The organism is Kitasatospora kazusensis, assembly GCF_039529945.1.
In the GTDB taxonomy this organism is placed as follows: Bacteria; Actinomycetota; Actinomycetes; order Streptomycetales; family Streptomycetaceae; genus Kitasatospora; species Kitasatospora kazusensis.
The window spans coordinates 1-16,816 of the sequence record NZ_BAAANT010000037.1 but is presented as its reverse complement, the minus strand read 5'-3'; the positions used below and the strand labels follow the sequence as shown (position 1 = coordinate 16,816).

14 protein-coding genes are annotated in these 16,816 nt (G+C 74.2%); 10 read left to right on the top strand and 4 right to left on the bottom strand.

From position 1 onward, the window contains the following. Window positions 1-13: 13 nt before the first annotated feature. Window positions 14-946, bottom strand: coding sequence for a DUF4129 domain-containing protein (locus tag ABD330_RS25155; RefSeq protein ID WP_344468261.1), 933 nt, complete (start codon window positions 944-946; stop codon window positions 14-16). Between the two features lie 245 nt (window positions 947-1,191). Here ABD330_RS25155 and ABD330_RS25150 point away from each other — a divergent pair, with 245 nt between their 5' ends. The 6 genes from ABD330_RS25150 to ABD330_RS25125 all read left to right on the top strand — a co-directional run bounded on the left by ABD330_RS25150 (window position 1,192) and on the right by ABD330_RS25125 (window position 8,083). Next, complete coding sequence (locus ABD330_RS25150) at window positions 1,192-2,412, top strand: beta-ketoacyl-[acyl-carrier-protein] synthase family protein (protein ID WP_344468260.1); 1,221 nt, start codon at window positions 1,192-1,194, stop codon at window positions 2,410-2,412. Between the two features lie 227 nt (window positions 2,413-2,639). After that, the gene (locus tag ABD330_RS25145; RefSeq protein ID WP_344468298.1) at window positions 2,640-3,917 is read left to right on the top strand and encodes an NAD(P)/FAD-dependent oxidoreductase; all 1,278 of its coding nucleotides are present in this window, start codon (window positions 2,640-2,642) and stop codon (window positions 3,915-3,917) included. Beyond that, window positions 3,914-4,657, top strand: coding sequence for a DUF1365 domain-containing protein (locus tag ABD330_RS25140; RefSeq protein ID WP_344468259.1), 744 nt, complete (start codon window positions 3,914-3,916; stop codon window positions 4,655-4,657). The genes ABD330_RS25145 and ABD330_RS25140 overlap by 4 nt, the downstream gene beginning before the upstream one ends. After that, window positions 4,654-5,967: a class I SAM-dependent methyltransferase gene (locus ABD330_RS25135; RefSeq protein ID WP_344468258.1), complete on the top strand. Its 1,314-nt coding sequence runs from the start codon at window positions 4,654-4,656 to the stop codon at window positions 5,965-5,967. The genes ABD330_RS25140 and ABD330_RS25135 overlap by 4 nt, the downstream gene beginning before the upstream one ends. Next, window positions 5,967-7,283 (top strand): class I SAM-dependent methyltransferase, encoded by a 1,317-nt coding sequence (locus tag ABD330_RS25130; RefSeq protein ID WP_344468257.1) that lies wholly within the window; start codon window positions 5,967-5,969, stop codon window positions 7,281-7,283. The genes ABD330_RS25135 and ABD330_RS25130 overlap by 1 nt, the downstream gene beginning before the upstream one ends. Further along, window positions 7,280-8,083: a DUF1295 domain-containing protein gene (locus ABD330_RS25125; protein WP_344468256.1), complete on the top strand. Its 804-nt coding sequence runs from the start codon at window positions 7,280-7,282 to the stop codon at window positions 8,081-8,083. The genes ABD330_RS25130 and ABD330_RS25125 overlap by 4 nt, the downstream gene beginning before the upstream one ends. Window positions 8,084-8,184: 101 nt before the next feature. On the opposite strand, the gene ABD330_RS25120 is transcribed toward ABD330_RS25125, so the two are convergent. From ABD330_RS25120 to ABD330_RS25110, 3 genes are all read right to left on the bottom strand, one after another. Then, a complete protein-coding gene (locus ABD330_RS25120) occupies window positions 8,185-8,931 on the bottom strand; it encodes an anti-sigma factor (protein ID WP_344468255.1) in 747 nt (248 codons plus the stop codon). Further along, window positions 8,931-9,515, bottom strand: coding sequence for a sigma-70 family RNA polymerase sigma factor (locus tag ABD330_RS25115; protein WP_344468254.1), 585 nt, complete (start codon window positions 9,513-9,515; stop codon window positions 8,931-8,933). The genes ABD330_RS25120 and ABD330_RS25115 overlap by 1 nt, the downstream gene beginning before the upstream one ends. A 191-nt stretch (window positions 9,516-9,706) precedes the next feature. Then, entirely contained in the window at window positions 9,707-10,477 is a 771-nt protein-coding gene (locus ABD330_RS25110; RefSeq protein ID WP_344468253.1) for an alpha/beta hydrolase, read from the bottom strand. Between the two features lie 150 nt (window positions 10,478-10,627). Between ABD330_RS25110 and ABD330_RS25105 the strand changes: the two genes are divergently transcribed. The 4 genes from ABD330_RS25105 to ABD330_RS25090 form a co-directional block, all read left to right on the top strand. Beyond that, window positions 10,628-11,002, top strand: a complete 375-nt coding sequence (locus ABD330_RS25105; protein ID WP_344468252.1) for a DoxX family protein — start codon at window positions 10,628-10,630, stop codon at window positions 11,000-11,002. 410 nt (window positions 11,003-11,412) lie between these two features. Beyond that, window positions 11,413-12,279 (top strand): S-methyl-5'-thioadenosine phosphorylase, encoded by an 867-nt coding sequence (locus tag ABD330_RS25100; RefSeq protein WP_344468251.1) that lies wholly within the window; start codon window positions 11,413-11,415, stop codon window positions 12,277-12,279. An 89-nt stretch (window positions 12,280-12,368) separates the two neighbouring features. Further along, entirely contained in the window at window positions 12,369-14,588 is a 2,220-nt protein-coding gene (locus ABD330_RS25095; RefSeq protein ID WP_344468250.1) for an NADP-dependent isocitrate dehydrogenase, read from the top strand. Between the two features lie 892 nt (window positions 14,589-15,480). Beyond that, a partial coding sequence (locus ABD330_RS25090) for a S53 family peptidase (RefSeq protein ID WP_344468297.1) occupies window positions 15,481-16,816 on the top strand: 1,336 nt, incomplete at its 3' end.

Below are 16,816 nucleotides of genomic sequence, written 5' to 3'. Positions count from 1 at the left end.
TAGCGGGGCCCGTTCACCGGGCGGCCCGCTCGGACAGACCGGTGCGCCCCGCCAGTTGCGACGCGATCGCGTCGAGCGCGGCGCGGGCCCGGCCCAGCTGCTCCGCGCCCATCGGGTGGCTGGAGTAGCGGGCCTCGCGGAACAGTGCGGCCAGCACCTGCGGGTGCGGGCCGGCCAGCACCCCGTCGGCGTCCGCCCGGCGCAGCAGGTCGGCCGGGCTGTCCGAAGCCTGGCGGGCCACGCCGGACTCCGCGAGCGAGGACTCCATCGCCGCGTAGCAGGCGATCACCGCCGCGCGGACGTCCTCCCCGTGCAGCGCCCGGCGCGCCGAGTCGACGGCCTCGGCCAGCGCCCGGCCGGTGACCGGCCGCGTCCCGGCCGCAGCCGGCCGGCGCCGCCGTGGGAGGCGGAGCCCGTACCGGTGCAGCGACACCACGAGCAGGACGACCGCCGCGATCACCAGGGCGCTGCCGAACACGGCCAGCAGCAGCTGCGCGTCGAGGGGGATCGGGTCCGAGGACGCGCCCGGCGGGAAGGGCGGGGGTGGCGGGGGTGGCGGCGGTCCTTCGGACGGCGTGGACGGCGGAGCCACGCGGGCCGGGGCGGGCAGCAGGAACAGGATCAGCGGTGCCAGGAGCGCCGCCGCCGGCAGTGCGAACGAGGCGACCTCGGCGAGGCGTTCGGCGGCCGGCGTCGGGGCGCTGTTCTCCAGGACGTCCCGCCGGTGCCGGGCCGCGAGCGCGCCGCAGCCCAGCACGCCGCCGAGAGCCAGCAGCCAGATGGCGCCGCTGTCGTGCGCGAGCGGGCCCCGCGCGAGCCAGGGCGAGCCCCCGGGCGCCGGCCGCAGCGCGAGCGCGGCGAGCGCCAGGGCCGCTGCGGCGAGCAGCGCGAGGACGGGCCGTACCGCTGTGGACCGACCCGGTATCCGGTCCGTACGTCTCCCCATGGCTGCTCCCCCCGAGCTGCCGGCGGTGGAGGGTGTCCCGCCGCCGGGTGGTCAGGGGAGCAGCCTCGCACAGTGATCGACTGTCTGTCAGCAGTTGTCCGGACCCTACAGATTCGTACGCGCAGATTTCGTCGGCCGTCGTTCCTGATGGAGCGTAAGTCAGCTGGCAGAGTGGCCGGGAGCTTGATCGCCTTCCGCCGGGTGTCCGTGCGGGGGGTGTGCGACTACGACATGGGGGTTCTTCGATGACGGTGCGTGCGGCAGACGTGGTGGTGACCGGACTCGGCGCCACGACACCGCTGGGCGGGGATGTGGCTTCGACCTGGGCGGGGCTGCTGGCCGGGGAGTCCGGGATCGGCGTGATCGACGAGGAGTGGGCGGGCGGCCTCCCGGTGCGGATCGCGGCCCGGCTGCGGGTCGAACCGACCGAGGTGCTCGACCGGGTGCAGGCCCGCCGGCTGGACCGGTGCGAGCAGATCGCGATCGTCGCCGCCCGCGAGGCCTGGGCCGACGCGGGGCGGCCCGAGGTCCAGCCCGAGCGGCTGGCGGTGGTGATCGGCACTGCCACCGGCGGCGCGCTGAGCATGCTCGGACAGGACGACATCCTGGAGGCCTCCGGTGTGCGGCGGGTCTCCCCGCACACCATCCCGATGCTGATGGCCAACGGGCCCGCCGCCTGGGTCAGCATCGAGCTGGGTGCCCGGGGCGGGGCGCACACCCCGGTCAGTGCCTGCGCCTCCGGCGCCGAGGCGATCGCGATGGGGCTGGACCTGATCCGGCTCGGCCGGGCCGACGTGGTCGTCGCGGGCGGCACCGAGGCCTGCATCCACCCGCTGCCGCTGGCCGGGTTCGCCCAGGCCAGGGCGCACTCCACCCGCAACGACGAACCGCTGCGGGCCTCCCGGCCCTTCGACACCGACCGGGAGGGCTTCGTCATCGGCGAGGGGGCCGCCCTGGTGGTCCTGGAGCGGGCCGGCTTCGCCGCCGCCCGCGGCGCCCGGGTGCACGCCGTGCTGGCCGGGGCGGGCGTCAGCTCCGACGCGCACCACATCACCGCCGCCCAGCAGGAGGGGCAGGTCCGGGCGATCCGGCTGGCGCTCGCCTCGGCCGGCCTGGACCCGCACGAGATCGGGCACGTGCACGCCCACGCCACCTCCACCCAGCTGGGGGACCTCACCGAGGCTGGCTCGATCGCCGAGGCCGTCGGCACCCACCCGGTGGTCACCGCGACCAAGTCGATGACCGGCCACCTGTTCGGCGCGGCCGGGGCGATCGGCGCCGTCGCCGCGATCCTCGCGCTGCGCGACCAGGTCGTCCCGGCCACCGTGAACCTCGACCGCCTCGACCCGGAGGTGAAGCTCGACGTCGTCGCGGGCCGGTCCCGGCCGGTGGCGCTGTCGGCGGCGCTGACCAACTCCTTCGGCTTCGGCGGCCACAACGCCTCGCTGGTGTTCACCACCGGGTGAGACCCCGGCCCGATGCCGCCCGCCCGCCGCCCACGTCCGGACCGGTCCGCGCCCACGTTCGGACCAATCCGCGCCCCGAGCCGCTCCGAATCCCGGACGTCCAGGGGAAACGGAGCCCTCCCGGGAACGGGCGGGCCGGTGGGAGCGGAGTGGCGTGGATGAGTGTGCCCGACAGTGCCCGGGTGGTCCTGCCCGCAGGCCGTGACGGCCGCGCCGGACGGCCCCCGGTGCGGCGGGTGGCCGTGGTCGGCAGCGGCGTCGCGGGTCTCACCGCGGCGTACCGGCTGCAGCGGGACGCAGTGGCGGTCACCCTCTACGAGGCCGACACGCGCCTCGGCGGCCACGCCCACACCCAGGAGGCGACCGGTGCGGACGGCCGCCCCGTCCCCCTGGACACCGCCTTCCTGGTGCACAACCGCCGCACCTACCCGCACCTGGTCGAGCTGTTCGGCGAACTCGGCATCGCCACCCGGGAGAGCGAGATGAGCATGTCCGTCCGCTGCCTGGGCTGCGGGCTGGAGTACGCGGGCTCGCGCGGCCCGGCCGGGCTGCTCGCCCAGCCGTCCGCCGCGCTGCGCGGCAGGTACCTGCGGATGCTCGCCGAGGTGCCGCTGTTCCACCGCCGGGCCCGGCAGTTGCTGGCCCGCACCGACCCGGCGGCGGACGAGATCCCGCTCGCCCGGTTCCTGGCGGACGGCGGCTTCTCCCGGTACTTCGTCGCGCACTTCATGACCCCGGTGGTCTCCGCCGTCTGGTCCTGCGCGCCGGACCTGGCGGGGGAGTACCCCGCCCGGTACCTGTTCGCCTTCCTCGACAACCACGGCCTGCTCAGCGTCACCGGCTCGCCGGCCTGGCGCACGGTGGTCGGCGGCTCCCGCACCTACGTCGAGCGGATCGCCGAACGGCTGACCGCCGTCCACCGCGGCGCCCCCGTCCGCACCGTGCTGCGCCGGCCGGACGAGGTCGAGGTGGTCACCGAGGACGGGCGGCGCGCGACCTACGACGGCGTGGTGGTCGCCACCCACCCCGACCAGGCGCTGCGGCTGCTCGCCGAGCCGACCGCCGCCGAACGCGAGGTGCTCGGCGCGATCCGGTACTCGCGCAACCCCACCGTGCTGCACCGGGACGCCTCGCTGCTGCCGCGCTCGGCCTGGGCCAAGGCCTCCTGGAACTACCTGATGCCCTCGTGCGAGGGCGGCTCCGAGCACGTCCGGGTCAGCTACCACCTCAACCGGCTGCTCCGGCTGGACACCGCCGAGGACTACCTGGTCACCCTGAACGAGGACCCGGCGCACCCCGTCCCCGCCGACCGGGTGGTGGCCCGGATGGTCTACGAACACCCCGTCTACACCCGGGAGATGCTCGCCGCCCAGCGCCGCCTGCCGGAACTCACCACCGGCCGGACGGCCTTCGCCGGCGCCTACCACGGCTGGGGCTTCCACGAGGACGGCTGCCGCTCCGGCGTCGAGGCGGCCCGCGCGCTGGCGGGGGTGGTCGCGCGGTGAACCGGACCCTGCCCGGCCGCTGGGGCGCGGTGCTGTACGACTGCCGGATCGGCCACGTCCGCACCGCACCGCTGCGCCACGCGTTCCGGCACCGCACCCACCTCTGGCTGGTGGACCTGGACCGGCTGCCCCGGCTGCCCGCCCCGCTCCGCCCGCTGGCCCGCTTCCAGGCCCGCGACCACCCCGGCGACCCGGCCCGCACCCTGCGGCAGAACCTGGACGCCTACCTGGCCGGCCAGGGGGTGGACCTGGGCGGCGGGCAGGTGCTGATGCTGGCCCAGGCCCGGTCCTTCGGGCACGTGTTCAACCCGCTCACCCTGTACTGGTGCCACGCCCCGGACGGGTCGCCGGTCTGCACCGTCGCCGAGGTGCACAGCACCTACGGCGAGCACCACCGCTACCTGCTCCCGCCCGGCACCTGCGAGGTGCCCAAGGAGTTCTACGTCTCCCCGTTCTTCCCCGTCGACGGCAGCTACCGGATGTCCCTCGACGAACCGGGCCGCACCCTCGCCCTGACCGTCGAACTGACCCGCGAGGGCGGCCGGGTGTTCACCGCCACCGTGCGCGGCACCGGCACCCCGGCGGGCCCGGCGGCCCTGCTGCGAGCGGTGCTGCGCCACCCGTTCGCCACCGCCGCCGTGAGCCTGCACATCCGGGTGCAGGGCGTCCGGCTCCTGCTGCGCGGCCTGCCCGTGCAGCCCCGCCCCCGCAACCTCCAGGAAAAGGCCCACCTCCCGTGACCGACACCGTCCGACCGCCCCGCACCGAGGCCGAGACACCCGCCGACCGGCCCGGCGCCGAGGCCGAACCCTCCGTCGACCCCGTCCGCTGGCCCGACGTCGCCCGGGTGCCGGGCGGCACCGTGCGCGCCGCGATCGCCGCGCGGCTGGTCCGCCGGGTCGCCCGCCGGCTCGGCCTGCACGTCGAACTGCCCGGCGGCCGGGCCCTGGTGGCCGCCGCCGAGGGCGCGCCCGTGCTGCGGCTGAACCGGCCCGGGGACTTCTTCCGCCGGGTCGGCGCGGGCGGCCTGATCGGCTTCGGCGAGTCCTACCAGGCGGGCGACTGGGACTCGCCCGACCTGACCGCGCTGCTCACCCTGCTCGCCACCTCCCCGCAGACCCTCGTCCCCGAGCGGCTCCAGTGGCTGCGCCGCTGGCACGCACAGCACCCGCCGAAGACCGAGCACGGCACCCCCGAGAACGCCCGGCGCAACATCCAGCGGCACTACGACCTGTCGAACGACCTCTTCGAGCTCTTCCTCGACCCGACCATGACCTACTCCTCGGCGGTCTTCCCGACCGACGCGGACGGCCGCCCGGTGGCCGGCTGGGACGGCCTGCGGGACGCCCAGCACCGCAAGATCGACCGGCTGCTCGACCTGGCCGGCGTCGGCCCCGGCAGCAGGGTGCTGGAAATCGGCACCGGCTGGGGCGAGTTGGCACTGCGTGCCGCCACCCGGGGCGCCCGGGTGGTCAGCCTCACGCTCTCCGAGGAGCAGCTGACGCTGGCCCGCCGCCGGGTCGCCGCCGCCGGGTACGCCGACCGGGTGGACATCCGGCTCTGCGACTACCGCGCCGCCGACGGCGAGTACGACGCCGTGGTCAGCGTCGAGATGGTCGAGGCCGTCGGGCAGCCGTACTGGCCGGTCTACTTCCAGACCCTGGACCGGGTACTGGCCCCCGGCGGCAGGGTCGCCCTGCAGGCGATCACGATGCCGCACGACCGGCTGGTGGCCTCGGCCCGCACCTACACCTGGATCCTGAAGTACATCTTCCCCGGCGGCCTGCTGCTCTCCACCGAGGCGATCGAGCAGACCGCCGCCGCCCACACCGCCCTGCGGGTGCGTGAACGGCACTGCTACGGCGCGCACTACGCGGAGACCCTGCGGCTCTGGCGCGAGCGCTTCACCGCCCGGCTCGGCGAGGTGGCCGGGCTCGGCTTCGACCAGGTCTTCCACCGGATGTGGGAGCTGTATCTCGCGTACTCCGAGGCGGGCTTCCGCACGGGTTACCTGAACGTGCAGCAGGTGCTGCTGACGAGGGAGTCCTGATGACCGCCACCCGGCCCGCCCCGCGCACCGACGTCGCCGCCGCGCTGTACCCGTTGCTGGAACAGCTGCTCGGACGCCCGCTGCCGATCCGCCTGAAGGCCTGGGACGGCAGCACGGTGGGCCCCGAGGGCGCCCCCACCGTGCTGCTGCGCAGCAGCCGGGCGCTGCGCCGGCTGCTCTGGTACCCGGGCGAACTCGGCCTCGCCGAGGCCTACATCGCGGGTGAGCTGGACATCGAGGGCGACCTCGGTGCCGGGCTCGCCCGGATCGAACGGCCCGAGCGCGAGCGGACGGCCCGCCGCCCGCTCGGCCCCGCCGACCGCGCCAGGGCGGTGGCGACCGCCGTCCGCCTGGGCGCGGCCGCCCGCCGCCCGCCGTCCCCGGCGGGCCGGGCCGCGCTGACCGGAAGCCCGCACAGCCGGGCCCGCGACCGCGCCGCGATCAGCCACCACTACGACCTCTCCAACGAGTTCTACGCCCTGCTGCTCGACCCGTCGATGGCCTACTCCTGTGCGTACTGGACCCCGGGCGCGAGCACCCTGGCCCACGCCCAGGCCGCCAAACTCGACCTGATCTGCCGGAAGTTGGGCCTCGAACCCGGCATGCGCCTGCTGGACGTCGGCTGCGGCTGGGGCTCGCTCGCCCTGCACGCCGCCCGGTACCACGGTGTCCGCGTCACGGGCGTGACCCTCTCCGCCCGCCAGCACGCGTACGTCACCGCGCGGGCCGCCGGAGCCGGGCTCGCCGACCGGGTGGACATCCGGCTGCTGGACTACCGCGAGGTCGCGGACGGCCCCTACGACGCGATCAGCTGCGTCGAGATGGGCGAGCACGTCGGCGACGAGCTCTACCCGGCGTTCGTGCGGCGGCTCTTCCGGCTGCTGCGCCCGCAGGGGCGGCTGCTCGTCCAGCAGATGTCGCGCGGCGAACGGGCGCCGGGCGGCGGGGCGTTCATCGAGACGTACATCGCGCCGGACATGCACATGCGGCCGGTCGGCGAGACGGCGGCGCTGCTGGAGCGGGCCGGCCTGGAGGTCCGCCAGGTCGAGGCGCTGCGCGAGCACTACGTGCGCACGGTCGACGCCTGGCGCCGGACCCTGGAGCGGCGCGCGCCGGACTTCACCGAACTGGTCGGCGAACAGACCGTGCGGGTCTGGCGGCTCTACCTGGCCGGCGCCTCGCTCGCCTTCGCCGAACGCCGGATGGGGGTGGACCAGTTGCTCTGCGTCCGCCCGTCGGCGGAGGGCACGGCCGGCGCCCCGGCCACCCCGCACGCCTGGTACCCGGCCTTCGGCCCGGCGGGGGACGGCCGATGAGCGGCATCGACACCGGCGCGCTGCTGACCGGCCTGGCGGCGGGCGCCGGCGCCGCGCTGCTGGTGATGCTCGCGGCGTTCGCGGTCGGGGTGCGGGCCGGGCGGCACCGGGGAGTGGACGTCGCCTGGGGGCTCGGCTTCACGGCCGTCGCGCTCACCGGCCTGGCCTGCTCCGCCGGGCACGGCGACCCGGGCCGGCGGGCGCTGGTGACGGCCCTGGTCCTGCTCTGGGGCCTGCGGCTGTCGGCGCACATCTGGTGGCGCTCGCGCGGCGCGCCGGAGGACCCGCGCTACGACCGGATGCTCTCCCGCGCGCCCGCCGGCCGGCGCGACGCCTACGCGCTGCGCACGGTCTACCTGCTGCAGGCGGCGATCCTCTGGTTCGTCTCGCTGCCCGTCCAGGTCGCCCAGCAACTGCCCTCCCCGCCCGGCCCGCTCGCCTGGGCGGGCACGGCGCTCTGGGCGGTAGGCCTGTTCTTCGAGGGCGTCGGGGACCGGCAGCTCGGCCGTTTCAAGGCCGACCCGGCCAACCACGGCAAGGTGATGGACCGCGGCCTCTGGCGCTACACCCGCCACCCCAACTACTTCGGCGACGCCTGCGTCTGGTGGGGCCTGTTCCTGCTCGCCGCCGACTCGCCGATCGGCTGGGCGACGGTGCTCAGCCCGCTGCTGATGAGCTACCTGCTGGTCAACGGGAGCGGCAAACCGCTGCTGGAACGCCAACTGTCCGCCACCAAACCGGGCTGGGCCGAGTACCGGGCCCGCACCAGCGGCTTCTTCCCGTGGCCACCCCGCGGTTAGACCGCCGGGCCGGGTCCGAGGGACCTACACGCGACCGCGGGAGGCGGAAGGTACGGCACCGTACCTTCCGCCTCCCGCAGTTGCCCGTCTGTCCCGCTCCGTCAGGCGAACGACAGGAGCATCATCGGTGCCGCGCTCGGCGTACGGGAGCCGCCGGCCGGTTCGACCGTGACCCCGATCCCCGCCGCCCCGTCGATCCGGCCGGTGAGCAGCAGCGAGCCGTTGGAGGCGGGCAGCAGACCGGCCGGGCGCATGGTGCCGTGGTCGTTGTACCAGAGCTGGTAGGTCCGGTCGGAGGGCAGCGTGGGCAGGTTGCTGGCCAGGAACCCCGCCTCGCCACGGCTCTGCGAGTAGACCACGGTGCCGACCCCGGAGCCGGCCGAGCCGGTGGTGGTGCGGGCGTCCGGTGCGGTCAGCAGGCTGCTGAACGCGGCCTGCTGCGAGGCGAGCCGGGAGGCGGTGGCGCGGGCCCGGTCGGCCTGGCCGTGCTGCTGGACGGCGACGCCGCCGAGCAGGGCGGCGACCGCGACGGAGGCGGCCAGCGCCAACCGGGGCAGGTACCGGCGCAGCCTCCCACGGCCGGGAGCGGTAGTAGTGGCCTCCTCGGCCACACCGGGCGCCAGCTGCCGGACGGAGGAGATCCCCGCCATCACCCGGGACTTGAGCTCGGCCGGCACCACCAGCGCCTCGGCGGAGCCGAGCCGGGCCAGCGCGGCGCTGAACTCCTGCACCTCCAGGGTGCAGGCCGGGCACGCGGCGAGGTGCCGCTCGAAGTCCTGCCGTTCCTGTTCGGACAACGAGTGTGTGGCGTACGCGCCCGTGAGCGTGTGCAGATCGGCGACGGTCATCACGTTCCCACCCCCAGACAGTCCCGAAGCCGGATCAGGCCGTCCCGCATCCGGGTCTTGATGGTGCCCAGCGGCACCCCCAACAGCTCGGCGACCTCCCGGTAGGAGTATCCCCGGTAGTACGCCAGAGTGACCGACTCGCGCTGGATCTCGGTCAGACCGCTCAGGCAGCGGCGGACCTGCTCCCGCTCCAGACGGTTCTCGACCTGCTCCGCCACTTCGTCGTAGGCGGGCAGGTGCGACTCGGCGGCGGCCCGCTGCTCGCGGTCGGAGGCGGCCTGGGCGCTGCGCACCCGGTCGACCGCGCGGCGGTGCGCCAGGGTCATCACCCAGGCCATCACCGCGCCCCGCTCGGGGCGGTAGCGCGCGGCGGTCCGCCAGACCTCCAGCATCACCTCCTGCGCCACCTCCTCCGACTGCGCCGGATCACGCAGCACCCGGCGGATCAGGCCGAGCACCGGCCCGGCCACCACGTCGTAGAGGTGCCCGAAGGCGTCCTGGTCGCCGAACGCGACCTTGGCGACCAGCTCCTCCAGGTCCGGTCCGCGCCGCCCGGGGGTGGCGAGGTGGACGACGGCGCTCACCGTGCCACCCCCGGACAGCGGGCTCCGGCGGTAGCCGTAGGCGCTGGTGGTGGCAGGACCGGTGACCGGCCCTGCTCTCGGGTGACGGGCATCCGGGGCCTCCTGCCAGGGGGAACATGACGACACAGCCGCCCGGCACGCGGGAATGACCGTGATACAGGATGTTCGGACCGGAAGGCCGAGCGGATTGGTCAGTCCCTGGCCGAAAGCACGGGGGCGGCCCGGTCGGCCTCCCGCCGCCCGGGCAGCCGCAGGTCCAGACCGCCGCTCTCAGCCTCGCCGAGTGCCAGGGCGGCCGCCACCTCGGCGGGCAGCGGGCGCAGCCCGAGCAGGCCGCCGGTCAGCCGGGCCGTCGCCCGGTGCCAGTCCGCGGAGCGCCGGAGCAGCGCGTGGCCGTCCCCGGACACGGTGTACCCGGCGACCCGGGCGCCCGCCGTCCGGGCCTGCGCGGCGAACCGGCGGGTGGCCTCGGGGTCGGTCACCCGGTCGCGGTCGCCGTGCAGGGTGAGCAGCGTGGAGCCCTTCAGCTGGGCGTACGGCTCGCCGTCGGGGCACCAGGGGGCCAGCGCGATGACGCCGGTGACACTGGGGTGCCCGGCCGTCCGCAGTGCGGCCCGGCCGCCCATCGAGTGCCCGACCAGCACGGTCGGGACGTGGCCGAGCTCCTCGGCGAGATCGCTCAGGGCGGCGCCGGTGTCCCGGGCCGCGTCCGCCCGGCTGCCGTTCCAGCCCCGGTAGCGGTAGCGCACCGTGCCGACCGCGACCCGGGCGCCGGCCGTCTCCCGGGCGATCGCCCGGACGAACCCGAGCATCCGCAGACCGGGCAGGTTCACCGGCCCCGGGCTGCGCTCGCTCGTGACCTGTCCGCCGTGCAGCACCAGGACGGCCGCGACCGGGGCCTCGGGCCTGACCCGCCACTCCAGGACCTGATGGCCGGTCGTTCTCGTCCTGCTCCGGTGCATGAATCCACCCTCCGGCCACGCCTGCCGTCCCCGCTGCGGACGGCCACTGTACGCCGCCGGGCCGGGCCGGGGCGCCGAAGCGGCCTGTACCCGTCGGCTACCGGCGAGTAAGGTCGCTCGCGTCACTGACCGGACCAGGACGGAGCGACCGTGTCCCGCCACCGCGCACCCCTCGTACTCGCCGCACTGCTCGGCGCCGCGGGCGTCATGCACTTCCGCAAGCCGGAGTTCTTCGACGCGATCGTCCCCGAACAGCTCCCCGGCGGCCCCCGGCTCTGGACGGAACTGAGCGGCGCCGCCGAACTCGCCGTCGCGGCGGCCGTCGCCGTCCCCGCCACCCGCCGCGTGGGCGGTCTCGCGGCCGCCACCCTGTTCGCCGCCGTCTTCCCCGCCAACGTCAAGATGGCCCTCGACTGGAAGGGCCGCAGCGCCCCCGAACGGGCCCTGGCCTACGGACGCCTGCCCCTCCAGATCCCCCTCGTCCTCTGGGCCCTCAAGGTCCGCCGCGACACGCCTCCCCGCTGAGGCGCTGCGCGAAGCCGGAAGCTGTGCAGTTCGCCGTCAGTTGCACTACCCAGGGGGCGCGAGGAACTGCGCGAGGGCGGAAGGCGCAGGACCGTTACTCCCGTTTCGCGCAGTTCCCCGCGCCCCCTGGGGTTGGCCGTGAGCACCTGGTGAACCCTGCGGAAGGTACTGGACCGTTACTCCCGTTTCGCGCAGTTCCCCGCGCCCCCTGGGGGTTGGCCGTGAGCACCTGGTGAACCCTGCGGAAGGCGCAGGACCGTTGCTCCCGTTTCGCGCAGTTTCCCGCGCCCCCTGGGGTTGGCCGTGAGCACCTGGTGAACCCTGCGGCGCCGTTGCTCCGGGCTTCGTGTCCGGGAATCGTAAGGCGGAGTTCGCGGACGGATCCCACCACGGCTCCTAGGGTGGTGGGCATGACTCGATCGCAGCTGGCTGCCTCCTCGACCGGAACCGCCCCCCGAGCCGAGCTCGGGGTGATCGGCGGCTCCGGCCTCTACGCGTTGCTGGACGACGTGACCGAGGTCGCCGTCCGGACCCCGTACGGCCCGCCCAGTGACTCGCTCTTCGTCGGCGAGGTGGCCGGCCGCAGTGTCGCCTTCCTGCCCCGGCACGGCCGTGGGCACGGCCTGCCCCCGCACCGGATCAACTACCGCGCCAACCTCTGGGCGCTGCGTTCGCTCGGGGTGCGGCAGGTGCTCGGCCCGTGCGCGGTGGGCGGTCTGCGGGCGGAGTACGGGCCCGGCACGCTGGTCGTCCCGGACCAGTTCGTCGACCGGACCTCGGGCCGGGTGCAGACCTACTACGACGGCCTGCCGCTGCCCGACGGCGCCGTCCCGCAGGTGGTGCACGTCTCGATGGCGGACCCGTACTGCCCGGACGGCCGCGGCGCCGCCCTCGCCGCCGCCCGGGACTGTGCCTGGGAGCCGGTCGACGGTGGCACCCTGGTGGTGATCGAGGGTCCGCGCTTCTCGACCCGGGCCGAGTCCCGCTGGTTCACCGCCAACGGCTGGTCGGTGGTCGGGATGACCGGGCATCCGGAGGCCGTGCTCGCGCGTGAACTGGGGCTTTGCTACACGTCGTTGGCGTTGGTCACCGACCTCGACGCGGGTGTCGAGGCCGGCGAGGGGGTCACCCACGCCGAGGTGCTGGAGGTCTTCGCCCGCAACGTCGACCGGCTGCGTACCGTCCTGTTCAAGGCGTTGGAGGGTCTGCCGGCCACCCGGGACTGCGTCTGCTCGCACGCGCTGGACGGTCTGGAGACCGGGCTCGCCGGGGTGTGACACGGCCGGAGGCCGGGGCTGGTGTCGCGGAGGGTCGATCACGAGATATCTTGATATCAAGACGTTGTAGACGTGAAGCGGAGTATGCGGTGACTGACTCGACCATCATCTATACGCACACCGACGAAGCCCCGGCCCTGGCGACGTATTCGTTCCTGCCGGTGGTCCAGGCGTACGCCTCGACGGCCGGTGTCGGCGTCCAGACGCGCGACATCTCGCTGGCCGGGCGCATCATCGCGAGCTTCCCGGAGCGTCTGGAGGAGGGCCAGCGCATCGCCGACGCCCTCGCCGAGCTCGGCGAGCTGGCCAAGACGCCCGGGGCCAACATCATCAAGCTGCCGAACATCTCGGCCTCCGTGCCGCAGCTCAAGGCCGCGATCACCGAGCTTCAGGCGCAGGGCTACGCGCTGCCGGACTTCCCGGACGACCCGCAGACCGACGAGGACCGGGACGTCCGCGCCCGGTACGACAAGGTCAAGGGCAGCGCCGTGAACCCGGTGCTGCGCGAGGGCAACTCCGACCGCCGCGCCCCCGCCTCGGTCAAGAACTACGCCAAGAAGCACCCGCACCGGATGGGCGTGTGGACGGCGGACTCGAAGACCAATGTCGCGCACATGGACGCGAACGACTTCCGCTCCACCGAGCGTTCGGCGGTCATCGCCGAGGCCACCTCGCTGCGGATCGAGCTGGTCGCGGCCGACGGCACCACCACGGTGCTGCGCCCGTCCGTCCCGGTGATCGCCGGTGAGGTCGTCGACGCCTCGGTGATGCACGTGGCGGCGCTGCGCGAGTTCTTCGCGGCCCAGATCGCCCGGGCCAAGGCCGAGGGCGTGCTGTTCTCGGTGCACCTCAAGGCCACCATGATGAAGGTCTCCGACCCGATCATCTTCGGCCACGTGGTGCGGGCCTTCTTCCCGAAGACCTTCGCCCAGTACGGCGAGGTGCTCGCGGCGGCCGGCCTGAACCCGAACAACGGCCTCGGCGGCATCCTGGGCGGCCTGGACGCGCTGGCCGACGGCGCGGCGATCAAGGCCTCCTTCGAGGCCGAGCTCGCCGAGGGCCCGGCCCTGGCGATGGTCGACTCGGACCGCGGCATCACCAACCTGCACGTGCCGAGCGACGTCATCGTCGACGCCTCGATGCCGGCCATGATCCGCACCTCCGGCCACATGTGGGGCCCGGACGGCAACGAGGGCGACACCCTCGCGGTCATCCCGGACAGCAGCTACGCCGGTGTGTACCAGGTCGTCATCGACGACTGCCGCGCGCACGGCGCCTTCGACCCGGCGACCATGGGCTCCGTCCCGAACGTCGGCCTGATGGCGCAGGCGGCCGAGGAGTACGGCAGCCACGACAAGACCTTCGAGATCGCCGCCGACGGCACCGTCCGGGTCGTCGACCCGGCCGGCAACGTGGTGCTGGAGCAGCCGGTCGGCGCCGGCGACATCTTCCGGATGTGCCAGACCAAGGACGTGCCGATCCGCGACTGGGTCAAGCTGGCCGTCAACCGGGCCCGCGCCACCGGCAGCCCGACCGTGTTCTGGCTCGACGAGAGCCGCGCGCACGACGCCAACCTGATCGCCAAGGTCAAGGCGTACCTGCCCGAGCACGACACCGAGGGCCTGCAGATCGAGATCATGACGCCGGAGCAGGCGACGGCGTTCTCGCTGGAGCGGATCCGCCGTGGCGAGGACACCATCTCGGTCACCGGCAACGTGCTGCGCGACTACCTGACGGACCTGTTCCCGATCCTGGAGCTCGGCACCAGCGCCAAGATGCTGTCCGTCGTTCCGCTGATCAACGGCGGCGGCCTGTTCGAGACGGGCGCCGGCGGCTCCGCGCCCAAGCACGTCCAGCAGCTGGTCAAGGAGAACTACCTGCGCTGGGACAGCCTGGGCGAGTTCTTCGCCCTGGCCGCCAGCTTCGAGCACCTGGCGCAGAGCACGGGCAACGCCCGCGCCCAGGTCCTGGCCGACACGCTGGACCGGGCGACCGGCACCTTCCTCGACCAGGACAAGTCGCCGAGCCGCCGCCTCGGCGGTATCGACAACCGCGGCAGCCACTTCTACCTGGCGATGTACTGGGCCCAGGAGCTGGCCGAGCAGACCGCCGACGCGGAGCTCGCGACGGCGTTCGCGGAGCTCGCCAAGACGCTGACCGAGCAGGAGCAGACGATCGTCGCCGAGCTGATCGCCGTCCAGGGCTCGCCGGTCGACATCGGCGGCTACTACCAGCCGGTGGTGGAGAAGGCGGCGGCCGTCATGCGCCCGTCGCAGACCCTCAACGAGGCGCTCGCGCTCCTCGGTTGAGCTGACCTGAGCTGGCCTGGCCTGACCGGCCCCGCCGAGCGGTGAACCGCCCCGGGCCCGACGGAGATCCCTCCGCCGGGCCCGGGGCGGCGGCGTTCCCGGCGGCGTTCGCGCCGAGCGGCGGCGGTGCCGGGTCGGCGCTGACGGGCCGGTGGTGACAGGGTGGCGGCCGGGGCGGACTTCCGGGGCTCGTAGCCTGGTGCATCGGCTCCTAACTCACCTGCGGTCGAGATGAGTTGCCCCGCAACCGGGCCGACGGGAAGTCAATCGGCCTTCCCCGGAGGGGCGGTGGGACCGGCGGGTTCCGGCGTGCGCGCCGCGGCGCGCGGCGGGCCGCCCGGGGCGCTCGACGGTCCGGCCGGGGCTTTACGAAAGCCTTACCCGCACTTCGTCCTCCGCCCTTCCGTACCAGGACAGTTGGCTGATCTGCGCAAACGCGGCGCCGCGCGCCGTGCGGAGGCCCGGCCGGTGCCGGGCGTGAAAACGCGTGTTCACATCACCCTTGTGGGCTGTGCTTAGCCTTCGCTAACTTCGTCGCACCGGACACCACGCCCCACCGGGGGTGGCCGGTGCTCACCCCATGTCATGCCTATGACATCCGTGTTTCCGCTCCACCCGAACCCCCGCCTCGCCCCGGAACCCCGGGCCCCGGGTGCCCGAGCCGCGCCGCGGACGGGACGCCGGATCCAGTGGGGCTCAGCAAGCGCGCGACCACCCTGTTCCCGGTACGGCGCGATCCCAGGACACCCCCCACCGGGACCTGTCCCCGTGCCGTCCTCATCCCCCATGGGAGGGCTGTTCGTTGTTCACTTCTTCCACCGCGCTCCGGCGCGGACTCGGCAGAGCCGTCACCGCGACCGTGTCCGTCACCGCCCTGGTGTCCGCCGGACTGATGGCGGCGGTTCCCGCAGGCGCCACCACCACCGCGACCACGCACGCCCAGGCGAAGCGGGTCTGCTCGGCCCCGCCGGCACCGCACATGATGGCCTGCAACGCACTCGTGCGCACCGACGTCCAGCAGCCGCACGCGTTCAGCATCAGCGCGGTGTCGCCGAACGCCACGCCGTCCGGCTTCGGGCCCTCCGACCTGCAGAGCGCCTACGCGCTGTCGAGCAGCGGCGGCTCCGGCGCCACGGTCGCCATCGTGGACGCCCAGGACGACCCCAACGCGGAGTCGGACCTCGCCACCTACCGCAGCCAGTACGGCCTGCCGGCCTGCACCACGGCCAACGGGTGCTTCAAGAAGATCGACCAGAACGGCGGCACCAGCTACCCCACCTCCGACACCGGCTGGGCGGGTGAGATCTCGCTCGACCTCGACATGGTCAGCGCCGTCGCCCCCAACGCGCACATCCTGCTGGTCGAGGCCACCTCGGCGAACATGAGCGACCTGGGCACCGCGGTCAACCAGGCCGTCTCCCAGGGCGCCAAGTACGTCTCCAACAGCTACGGCGGCTCCGAGGACAGCACCGACACCTCCTCGGACACCAGCTACTTCAACCACCCGGGCGTGGCGATCACCGTCTCCGCCGGTGACTCCGCCTACGGCGCCGAGTACCCGGCCGCGTCCAAGTACGTCACCTCGGTCGGCGGCACCGCACTGACCCGCAACTCCAGCTCCCGTGGCTGGGGCGAGACGGTCTGGAGCACCTCCAGCACGGAGGGCACCGGCTCGGGCTGCTCGGCGTACGACGCCAAGCCGACCTGGCAGAAGGACACCGGCTGCGCCAAGCGCACCATCTCCGACGTCTCCGCCGTCGCCGACCCGGCCACCGGCGTGGCGGTCTACCAGACCTACGGCGGCTCCGGCTGGGCGGTCTACGGCGGCACCAGCGCCTCGTCCCCGATCATCGCCTCGGTCTACGCCGACGCCGGCACCCCCGGCGCCTCGGACTACCCGGCCTCCTACCCCTACGCGCACACCTCCGCGCTGAACGACGTGACCAGCGGCAACAACGGCAGCTGCTCGCCGTCCTACCTCTGCACCGCGGGCGCCGGCTACGACGGCCCGACCGGCCTGGGCACCCCGAACGGCACCACCGCCTTCAAGAGCGGCGGCAGCACCGGCAACACCGTCACGGTGAACAGCCCCGGCAACCAGAGCACCACCACCGGCGGTGCGGTCAGCCTGCAGGTCAGCGGCAGTGACTCGGCCTCCGGCCAGACCCTGACCTACTCGGCCACCGGCCTGCCCACCGGCCTGTCGATCAGCTCCAGCGGCCTGATCA